This is a genomic window from Microbacterium sp. ARD31 (genome assembly GCF_031844425.1).
The window spans coordinates 1-9,376 of the sequence record NZ_JAUZVE010000106.1 but is presented as its reverse complement, the minus strand read 5'-3'; the positions used below and the strand labels follow the sequence as shown (position 1 = coordinate 9,376).

The window sequence follows — 9,376 nt, the reverse complement described above, 5'->3', positions numbered from 1 at the left end:
TGGTGAAGACCAGGTCGATGCCGGACTCGGTGAGGGTGGGCGCCTCGCTGACGTCGTCGCCCGTGAGCCGCTCCTCGCCCGAGACGGCCAGCAACCGCAGCTCGCCCGAGGCCAGCTGGCCCTCGAACTCGCCGACGCCGGAGAAGCCGACGTCGATCTTGCTCCCGAGGAGCGCGCTGGTGAGCGGCCCGCCGCCGTCGTACGGCACGTAGCGGACGTCCTTGGCGTCGATGTCGACGGCCGTGGCGAGCTGCATCGGGAACAGGTGGTCGGGGCCACCGGGGGACGAGCCGCCGCCGACGACCACGGAGCCCGGGTCGTCCTGCCAGGCCTGCACCAGCTCCTCGATCGTCTGGTACGGCGAGTCGGCCGGGACCAGCACGCCCTCCTGGTCCTCGATCAGCTGGGCCAGCGGCGTCGCGTCGTGCAGCTTGTAGGGGGCGGCGAACGAGTAGAGCGACCCGACGACGCCGAGCCCGGCCGTCATCATCGTGCGCTCGTCGCCCTCGGCGTTCATCAGCCGGGTCATCGCGACCGAGCCGCCCGCACCGATCACGTTCGTGACCTCGAACGAGCCGCCGGTGATGTCGCCGTCCTCCAGGACGGCCACCGCGGCCCGACCGGTCTGGTCGTAGCCGCCTCCCGGGCTGTTGGGGATCAGCATCGTCATGTTGTTGCTCTGCGGGCCGCGCGTGACGCCGCAGCCCGTCGCCAGCGCCAGCGCACTGGCGAGGGCCACGACGGTGGCGAGCGTCCGCCTCGTCCTCTGGCGCACCATGGGCACTCCGATCTCTCAGGTCTCTGCAGCCGGCCACCGGGAGGAGGCCGACCAGACGATGGTGGAGACTTCGTGTGGCGGCCGTCACGCTTGGGAAAGCAATGGAGGTTGTGGAACTTGTGGTCACGCTCGCGCTGGTGGCCGGCGACCCTCGCCGGCCAGTTCCTGGTGCTCCAGCTGACGGTGCTGCTCGCCGTCGTCGCGGTCGCGAGCGTCGTCTCGGTGCAGCAGAGCGCGCCGACTTCCGTGACACCCGGGGTGCCCGCCTGCGCGCGGCGGCCGAGGACATGGCCAACACCGAGCCGGTGCGTGACCCCTTCGTCGACGGCACGGTCGCGAGCCGGCGGATCTCCCTGATCTCCTACACCCAGCGGGTGCGCAACAACCTCCAGGCCAGCGGCGTCTACCTCGCCGACCCCGACGGAGTCGTGCTCGCGAGCAGCGACTTCGTCGGCCGGGACCGCCGCATCGACCTCGACGGCAGCACCGTCCAGCAGGGGCGCACCTGGACCGGTGACGTCGACGACTTCGGCGAGCGGGCGATCGCCGCGCAGGTGCCGATCATCGACGACGACCTCCAGCTCGTCGGGATCGCGATGGTGGCCCAGTCCTACCCGTCGTGGGGCGAACGGGTCCGTGGCGTCCTGCCGGACCTGCTCACCTTCGCCGGCCTGGGGCTCGGGCTCGGTGTCGCCGGGTCGTTCCTGCTCTCGCGCCTCATCCGGCGACGTACGCGCGGCCTGGAGCCCGCCGCCATCGCCGCCCTGGCGGACCAGCGCGAGGCCCTGCTCCACGCCATCCGCGAGGGCGTGGTCGCGGTCTCGACCGACGGCACCGTGACGGTCTTCAGCGACAGCGCCCGGGAGCTGGTCGGCCTCGACGGCCCGGTCGAGGGTCGCCGGGTCGAGGACCTCGACCTCGACCCGGCCCTGCGCGACCTGCTGACCGACGACGCGGAGATCCGCGACCACGTCGTCGTCCTCGGTGACCGGGTGCTGGTGGTCAACCGCAACGCGGTGCACGAGGGCGGGCGCCGGGTGGCGTCCGTGACGACGCTGCGCGACCGCACCGAGCTGCTCGCCCTGCAGAGCGAGCTCAGCGCCCGCGAGTCGATCACCAACACGCTCCGCGCCCAGACCCACGAGTTCCACAACCAGCTGCACACCATCTCCGGCCTGGTGCAGCTGGGGGAGTACGACGAGGTGTCCCGGCTCGTCGGCACCCTGAGCCGGCGCCGCGCGGAGATCTCCGACGCCGTCACCGCCCGGGTCGAGGACCCGGCCGTCGCGGCGCTCCTCATCGCCAAGACCAGCCTCGCGGCCGAGCGCGGCGTCGACCTCGTGGTCACGCCCGACAGCGACCTGCCGCGACTGGACCCGGAGTCCTCGACCGACGTGGGCACGGTGCTGGGCAACCTGGTCGACAACGCGGTCGACGCCTCCGTCGGCGTCGGCGGCCGGTCGGTCGAGGTCGCCCTGCGACACGACGACGGCACGGTGAGGCTGTCGGTGGCCGACACCGGACCAGGTGTTCCGCCGGAGCTGGCCGCGGAGATCTTCCGCCGTGGCTGGAGCACCAAGGCACCGACCGTCGGCGGACGGGGTGTCGGGCTGGCGCTCGTGCAGGTCGTCTGCGAGCGTCGGGGTGGCGCCGTCACGGTCCGTCCCGGGGACGGCGGGACCGGTGCGGTGTTCGACGCGGAGCTGCCCCGGGTCGAGGTCGGAGTGGAGGCCGGATGAGCGACGACGTGCGGGTCCTCGTCGTCGACGACGACTTCATGGTCGCGCGCATCCACACCCAGTTCGTCGAGCGGACCCCCGGCTTCGCGGTGGTGGGCGTGGCGAGCACGGGTCGCGCGGCGCTCGACGACATCACCCGGCTGCGCCCCGACCTGGTCCTCCTCGACGTCCACCTGCCCGACATGACCGGCATCGACGTCCTGCGCACGCTGCGCGCGGGTGGCGACGACGTCGGCGTGCTCGTGGTCACGGCAGCGCGCGAGGCCGACACCGTGCGCGCGGCGGCCGCCGGCGGCGCGACCCACTACCTCGTCAAGCCGTTCGACTACGAGGACCTCCGCGTCCGGCTGGAGACGTTCCGCGCGGCCCACCTCGCGCTGTCCGGCGCGGCCGCGCCGGGACAGCAGGACATCGACACGGTCTTCGGCGCAGCCGCGCCCCCGCCGGCCGCGGCGCTGCCGAAGGGCCTGAGCCCCGAGACCGCCCGCCTCGTCTAGGTGGCGCTGCGCGAGGCAGGCGAGCTGTCCGCCGCCGAGTGCGCCGACGCCGTCGGCATCTCGCGGGTGTCGGCCCGCCGCTACCTCGAGCACTTCGTGGCGACCGGCGCCGCCTCGGTGCGCCTCCAGTACGGCGGTGCCGGCCGACCTGAGCGGCGCTACCGGCGTTCCTGACCACCTTCCGCACCCACCACCTGCCGTGTCCGTTTTCCGCTGGTGCGCCGACCCGGCGCGGGACAGACTTGTCCCATGACGCCGACCGGACACCTCGACACCGAGGCCTGCTACCGCGCGGTCCAGAGCCGGGACCGCCGCTTCGACGGGGTGTTCTACACCGCGGTCCGCACGACGGGCATCTACTGCCGGCCGTCGTGCCCGGCCCGCACGCCGTCGGCCGTCAACGTCACCTTCCACGCGACCGCGGCCAGTGCCCACGCCGCCGGCTACCGCGCCTGCAAGCGCTGCCTGCCCGACGCCACCCCCGGGAGCCCGGAGTGGGACGTCGCCGCCGACGTCGCCGGGCGGGCGATGCGGCTGATCGCCGACGGCCTCGTGGACCGCGAGGGCGTCGACGGCCTGGCGCGTCGGGTCGGCTACACGCCGCGCCACCTCGGCCGGCTGCTGACCCAGGAGCTCGGCGCCGCGCCGCTGGCGCTGGCCCGCGCCCGCCGTGCGCAGAGCGCCCGCGTCCTGATCGAGACCACCGACCTGCCCCTGACCGACGTGGCCTTCGCGGCCGGGTTCGCCAGCGTGCGGCAGTTCAACGACACCCTCCGCGAGATCTACGCCGCCTCGCCCACCGAGCTGCGCCGCCGCAGCGGGACGAGGGCGCGCGGCCGTTCCGCGGGCGCGGTCACCATGCGGCTCGCCGTGCGCACGCCCTTCGCCGGTCGCCGGCTGCTCGACTTCCTCGCCTTCCACGTGGTGCCGGGGGTCGAGGCAGCCGGTCCCGGGTGGTACGCCCGCACCCTCGACCTGCCGCACGGTGCGGGCACCGTGCGGCTCCACCTCGCCGACCTGCCCGCCGACGCGGGCACCGGGCTGGTGGAGGCGGAGTTCTGGCTCGAGGACCTGCGCGACACCGCGGCGGCCAGCGAGCGCGTCCGCCGCCTCCTCGACGCCGACTGCGACCCCGGAGCGGTCGACGCCCAGCTCGGCGCCGACGCCGTCCTCGGTGAGCTGGTCCGGGCCACCCCCGGGCTGCGCGTCCCGGGCCAGGTCGACGGTGACGAGACGGCGATCCGCACCGTCATCGGGCAGCAGGTCAGCGTCACCGGTGCGCGCACCGTCGCCGGACGCATCGTCGCCGAGCACGGCCGGCCCGTGATGAGCCCGGTGCCCGGCCTGACGCACCTGTTCCCCGACGCCGCCACCCTCGCCGGCCTCGACCCCGAGTCGCTGCCGATGCCCCGTGCCCGGGGCAGGGCCCTGGTCGGGCTGGCGGCGGCGCTCGCCGACGGCACGGTCGTCCTCGACCGCGGCCCCGACCGCGACGACGTACGGCAGGCGCTGCTCGCGCTGCCCGGCATCGGCCCGTGGACGGCCGACTACGTCGCCATGCGCGCGCTCGGCCACCCCGACGTCTTCCTGCCCACCGACCTCGCCGTGCGCCGCGTGCTCGACGGGATGGGAGGCTCGGCCGACTCCGAGCGGTGGCGGCCCTGGCGCTCCTACGCGCTGATGCACCTCTGGAACACCCTGATGCCCGACCTGCCCGACGCCGACCACGACGCCGACGCCGACTCCGAGGAGAACTGACATGTGGACCGTGATGCCCTCACCCGTGGGCGACCTGCGGATCGTGGAGCGCGACGGCTCGATCGTGGCCATCGAGTTTTCACCCTTCCGGCCGCCGGCGGACGGACGCCCACTCGGCCCACGCGCCGACGACGAGCCGGTGCTGGTGGAGGCGGTGCGCCAGCTGACGTCGTACTTCGCGCGCGAGCTCACCGAGTTCGACCTGCCGCTCGCCCCGGTCGGCACCGACTTCCAGCGCCGTGTGTGGCAGCAGCTGGAGAGGATCGGCTACGGCGAGACCGCGTCCTACGGCGAGATCGCCGGCCGGCTCGGCATGACCAACGCCGCCTCGCGCGCCGTCGGCCTGGCCAACGGCCGCAACCCGATCCCCATCGTGGTGCCGTGCCACCGGGTCATCGGCGCCAACGGCACGCTCACCGGGTACGCCGGTGGGTTGCCGCGCAAGCAGCAGCTCCTCGAGCTCGAGCAGGACGCCCTCTTCTAGCCGCGCTAGCCGGCCGACCAGTGGGGGTCGCGCCCCGACCGCGCGAGCACCCGGTCGAACGCCGACGCGTCCTCACCCGGCGTCAGGGCAGGCCCGAACATGCCCGGTGTGCCTCCCTCGTCGAAGCCCTCGACGAACGCCTGCAGGGTCGCCGTGGTGGCCGGGTCGGGCTCATAGTGCTGACCGGTCGCGCGAGCGACGTCCCAGCCGTGCAGCACCAGCTCGTCGAGCGCCACCAGGACGCCGACCTCGCCGGGCAGGTCGACACCGCCGGCCCGGGTCATGCCCTCGTGGGACTCCGGCGACCGCCATGCAGCGACGAGTGCCTCGACGTTGGCCGACAGTGCATCGCGCCAGTCGGCCTGGGGCTCCGGCCACCCCGCGTCGTCCGGACTGGTGTCGGTCAACGGGCCGAAGTCCTTCTCGCCGGCGGCCCGGAAGGCCACGCACAGGCCGACGAGGTGCTGCAGCATCTGCCCCACCGTGCGCCCCTCGCACGGCGTCGGGGAGTCCAGCTGCGCGTCGCCGATGGTCGCGGTGACGGCGAGCAGCCGCTCGCCGGCGGGGCCGAGGTCCACGAGGTCGCTCATGCGCCCACCCTGCCGCACGCCGCCGACACTGACCACCCGCCCGTCGTACGCCGGGGTGGCGGCAGATCGCAGCTGGACCGGCGCGGGACGTGCGATGTGCCGCCACCCAGGCCGGGGACCTACTCCGCGGCGGCGCGGCGCAGCGACTCGGAGAGCCGGTCGGCCGCGGCGAGCACGGCGGGGGCGTGCATCCGGCCGGGCTGGCGGGAGAGGCGCTCGAGCGGACCCGACACCGACACCGCGGCGATGACCTTGCCGCCGGGGGAGCGGACGGGCGCGGACACCGAGGCGACGCCCTGCTCGCGCTCGCCGACCGACTGCGACCAGCCGCGGCGGCGGATGCCGGACAGCGCGGTGGCGGAGAACGCCGCGTTCTGGAGCCCGCGGTGCATGCGCTCGGGGTCCTCCCAGGCGAGCAGGATCTGCGCGGCCGAGCCGGCGTTCATGGTGAGCTGCGAGCCGACGGGGATGGTGTCGCGCAGGCCCGAGGGACGCTCGGCAGCGGCGACGCACACGCGGTGCTCGCCCTGACGGCGCCAGAGCTGCGCGGACTCGCCGGTGATGTCGCGCAGGCGGGCCAGGACCGGGCCGGCGGCGGCGAGCAGGCGGTCCTCGCCGGCGGCGGCGGACAGCTCGGCAAGGCGCGGCCCGAGGACGAAGCGCCCCTGCATGTCGCGGGCGACGAGGCGGTGGTGCTCGAGCGCGACGGCGAGGCGGTGGGCGGTGGGGCGGGCCAGTCCGGTCCCGGCCACGAGCCCGGCGAGGGTCGCCGGTCCTGCCTCCAGCGCAGCGAGCACGAGGGCGGCCTTGTCCAGTACGCCGACACCAGATCCATTGTCCATATGCCGATATTCTCATCTCAGGGAGTGGGATGCAAGTCTAGAGTCATCACACCGCCTGACCCAGAAGGAGACCGTCGTGGGCAAGACCCTGTCCGAGAAAGTGTGGGACGAGCACGTCGTCCGCAGTGCGGCCGGAGAGCCCGACCTCCTCTTCATCGATCTCCACCTCCTCCACGAGGTGACCTCGCCGCAGGCCTTCGACGGCCTCCGGCTCGCCAACCGCACCGTGCGCCGGCCCGACCTGACCCTCGCCACCGAGGACCACAACGTGCCGACCCTCGACTGGGACAAGCCGATCGCCGACCCGGTCAGCCGCACGCAGGTCGAGACGCTGCGCAAGAACGCCGCCGACTTCGGCGTACGACTGCACCCGCTCGGCGACGTCGAGCAGGGCATCGTGCACGTCGTCGGCCCCCAGCTCGGGCTCACGCAGCCCGGCATGACGATCGTCTGCGGCGACTCGCACACCTCCACCCACGGTGCCTTCGGAGCCATCGCGTTCGGCATCGGCACGTCCGAGGTCGAGCACGTGCTCGCCACGCAGACGTTGACGCAGGCGCGGCCGAAGACGATGGCCGTGACCGTCAACGGCAGCCTGCCGGAGGGCGTCACCGCCAAGGACCTGGTCCTGACCCTGATCGCGCACACCGGCACCGGTGGCGGGCAGGGCTACATCGTCGAGTACCGCGGCCAGGCCATCGAGGAGCTCTCGATGGAGGGCCGGATGACGGTCTGCAACATGTCGATCGAGTGGGGCGCCAAGGCCGGCATGATCGCCCCCGACCAGACCACCTTCGACTACATCGAGGGCAAGCCCGAGGCCCCGAAGGGAGCCGACTGGGACGCCGCCGTCGCGCACTGGCGCACGCTGCGCACCGACGACGACGCGGTCTTCGACGAGGAGATCGTGCTCGACGCCAGCACGATGACGCCGTTCGTCACCTGGGGCACCAACCCGGGGCAGGGCGCGCCGCTCGGTGCGACCGTCCCGAGCCCCGACGACTTCGAGGACCCGGTCGACCGCACCGCGACCGAGAAGGCCCTGCAGTACATGGGTCTCGAGGCCGGCACCCCCCTGCGCGAGGTCAAGGTCGACACCGTCTTCGTCGGCTCGTGCACCAACGGCCGCATCGAGGACCTGCGCCTCGCCGCCTCGATCCTCGAGGGTCGTCACGTCGCCCCCGACACCCGGCTGCTCGTCGTGCCGGGCTCGGTGCGCGTCCGCCTACAGGCCGAGGCCGAGGGGCTCGACGAGGTCTTCACCGCCGCGGGCGCCGAGTGGCGCGGCGCAGGCTGCTCCATGTGCTTGGGCATGAACCCCGACCAGCTGGCGCCGGGGGAGCGCAGCGCCTCCACCTCCAACCGCAACTTCGAGGGCCGGCAGGGCAAGGGCGGACGTACGCACCTGGTGTCCGTGCCGGTCGCCGCCGCGACCGCGGTCCGCGGCACCCTCTCCAGCCCCGCCGACCTCCCGCCCCTCGGTGGTTGAGGTGCGCGCGGAGCGAGCCTCGACACCACGTCTGACCAGGAGCAGCTGATGGACAAGTTCACCACCCACACCGGCGTCGGCGTCCCCCTGCGGCGCAGCAACGTCGACACCGACCAGATCATCCCGGCGGTCTACCTCAAGCGGGTGACCCGCACCGGCTTCGAGGACGGCCTCTTCGCGGCCTGGCGCAACGACCCCGACTTCGTGCTCAACGACCCGACGTACGCCGCCGGGTCGGTGCTGGTCGCGGGTCCCGACTTCGGCACGGGCAGCTCGCGCGAGCACGCCGTGTGGGCCCTGCAGAACTACGGCTTCAAGGTCGTCATCTCCTCGCGCTTCGCCGACATCTTCCGTGGCAACTCCGGCAAGGCCGGCCTGCTCGCCGCGCAGGTCGACGAGAAGGTCGTGCAGCGCCTGTGGGACTGGCTCGACGACAACCCCGGCGGCGAGATCACCGTCGACCTCGAGAGCCGGACCGTCCGCGCAGGTGCCGGGGAGGACGGGGTCGAGGACTCCTTCGACATCGACGACTACACCAGGTGGCGGCTGCTCGAGGGCCTCGACGACATCGGCATCACCCTCGGCCACGAGGACGACATCGCTTCCTTCGAGGCCTCGCGGCCGAGCTGGAAGCCCGCCACGCTCTGAAAAAACCCCACCAAATAAGGGCGATGGTGATTGTCCTCACCCTTCCATGTGCCTAGCGTGCCCAGCAGAGGGCCGAGCACGAGCTCGGCATCCATGGTTCATTGGAAGGGAAGCTAGTGAACAAGTCAGAGCTCATCGACGCGCTCGCGGCGCGTTACGAGGGGAACCGCAAGCAGGCGGCCCACGCACTGGAGTCGGTCCTCGACACCATCACGCGCGAGGTGGCCAAGGGTGAGAAGGTGGCGATCACCGGCTTCGGCTCCTTCGAGAAGGCCGTGCGCAACGCCCGCTGGGTCCGCAACCCCCAGACGGGCGAGCGGATCAAGTCCAAGAAGAAGTCCGTGCCGAAGTTCTCCGCAGGCAAGGAGCTCAAGGACGTCATCTCCGGTGCGAAGAAGCTGCCGAAGCTGACCGCGGCCACCATGCCCAAGCCGCCGGGCGTGCGCGCCGTCGCCGGCGCCGTCACCGGCACTGCGGCGAAGAAGGCTGCTCCCGCCAAGACGACCGCGTCGAAGTCGACGTCGTCGGGCACGGCCGCCAAGAAGACGACG

At 73.0% G+C, this 9,376-nt stretch carries 11 protein-coding genes; 8 read left to right on the top strand and 3 right to left on the bottom strand.

What is annotated here, in order from left to right:
• Positions 1-778, bottom strand: a 778-nt coding sequence (locus Q9S36_RS51010) for a tripartite tricarboxylate transporter substrate-binding protein (protein ID WP_311292366.1), incomplete at its 3' end; no start/stop codon positions are given.
• Between the two features lie 101 nt (positions 779-879).
• Between Q9S36_RS51010 and Q9S36_RS51005 the strand changes: the two genes are divergently transcribed.
• The 5 genes from Q9S36_RS51005 (at position 880) to Q9S36_RS50985 (ending at position 5,256) form a co-directional block, all read left to right on the top strand.
• Positions 880-2,517 (top strand): ATP-binding protein, encoded by a 1,638-nt coding sequence (locus tag Q9S36_RS51005; RefSeq protein WP_311292365.1) that lies wholly within the window; start codon positions 880-882, stop codon positions 2,515-2,517.
• A complete protein-coding gene (locus Q9S36_RS51000; RefSeq protein ID WP_311292364.1) occupies positions 2,514-3,014 on the top strand; it encodes a response regulator in 501 nt (166 codons plus the stop codon). Before Q9S36_RS51005 ends, Q9S36_RS51000 begins: the two co-directional genes overlap by 4 nt.
• A complete protein-coding gene (locus tag Q9S36_RS50995; protein ID WP_311292363.1) occupies positions 3,015-3,188 on the top strand; it encodes a hypothetical protein in 174 nt (57 codons plus the stop codon).
• Positions 3,189-3,263: 75 nt separating this feature from the next.
• Positions 3,264-4,772, top strand: a complete 1,509-nt coding sequence (locus Q9S36_RS50990; protein WP_311292362.1) for an AlkA N-terminal domain-containing protein — start codon at positions 3,264-3,266, stop codon at positions 4,770-4,772.
• A gap of 1 nt (position 4,773) precedes the next feature.
• Positions 4,774-5,256, top strand: a complete 483-nt coding sequence (locus Q9S36_RS50985) for a methylated-DNA--[protein]-cysteine S-methyltransferase (protein WP_311292361.1) — start codon at positions 4,774-4,776, stop codon at positions 5,254-5,256.
• A 5-nt stretch (positions 5,257-5,261) separates the two neighbouring features.
• Here Q9S36_RS50985 and Q9S36_RS50980 read toward each other — a convergent pair whose 3' ends face one another.
• A complete protein-coding gene (locus Q9S36_RS50980; protein ID WP_311292360.1) occupies positions 5,262-5,846 on the bottom strand; it encodes a TIGR03086 family metal-binding protein in 585 nt (194 codons plus the stop codon).
• A 119-nt stretch (positions 5,847-5,965) separates the two neighbouring features.
• Positions 5,966-6,688: an IclR family transcriptional regulator gene (locus tag Q9S36_RS50975; protein WP_056602619.1), complete on the bottom strand. Its 723-nt coding sequence runs from the start codon at positions 6,686-6,688 to the stop codon at positions 5,966-5,968.
• A 76-nt stretch (positions 6,689-6,764) separates the two neighbouring features.
• Between Q9S36_RS50975 and leuC the strand changes: the two genes are divergently transcribed.
• The 3 genes from leuC to Q9S36_RS50960 form a co-directional block, all read left to right on the top strand.
• On the top strand, positions 6,765-8,177 hold the full coding sequence (leuC, locus tag Q9S36_RS50970; protein WP_311292359.1) for a 3-isopropylmalate dehydratase large subunit: 1,413 nt from the start codon (positions 6,765-6,767) through the stop codon (positions 8,175-8,177).
• A 48-nt stretch (positions 8,178-8,225) separates the two neighbouring features.
• Positions 8,226-8,825, top strand: coding sequence for a 3-isopropylmalate dehydratase small subunit (leuD, locus tag Q9S36_RS50965; RefSeq protein ID WP_311292358.1), 600 nt, complete (start codon positions 8,226-8,228; stop codon positions 8,823-8,825).
• 116 nt (positions 8,826-8,941) lie between these two features.
• A partial coding sequence (locus Q9S36_RS50960) for an HU family DNA-binding protein (protein ID WP_311292357.1) occupies positions 8,942-9,376 on the top strand: 435 nt, incomplete at its 3' end.

Excerpts from the sequence above, each read along its gene's own strand:
- Q9S36_RS50980 (WP_311292360.1), bottom strand. The coding sequence starts at position 5,846 with ATGAGCGACCTCGTGGACCTCGGCCCCGCCGGCGAGCGGCTGCTCGCC.
- leuD (WP_311292358.1), top strand. The coding sequence starts at position 8,226 with ATGGACAAGTTCACCACCCACACCGGCGTCGGCGTCCCCCTGCGGCGC.
- Q9S36_RS51000 (WP_311292364.1), top strand. The coding sequence starts at position 2,514 with ATGAGCGACGACGTGCGGGTCCTCGTCGTCGACGACGACTTCATGGTC.
- Q9S36_RS50990 (WP_311292362.1), top strand. The coding sequence starts at position 3,264 with ATGACGCCGACCGGACACCTCGACACCGAGGCCTGCTACCGCGCGGTC.
- Q9S36_RS50985 (WP_311292361.1), top strand. The coding sequence starts at position 4,774 with ATGTGGACCGTGATGCCCTCACCCGTGGGCGACCTGCGGATCGTGGAG.
- Q9S36_RS51005 (WP_311292365.1), top strand. The coding sequence starts at position 880 with ATGGAGGTTGTGGAACTTGTGGTCACGCTCGCGCTGGTGGCCGGCGAC.
- Q9S36_RS50975 (WP_056602619.1), bottom strand. The coding sequence starts at position 6,688 with ATGGACAATGGATCTGGTGTCGGCGTACTGGACAAGGCCGCCCTCGTG.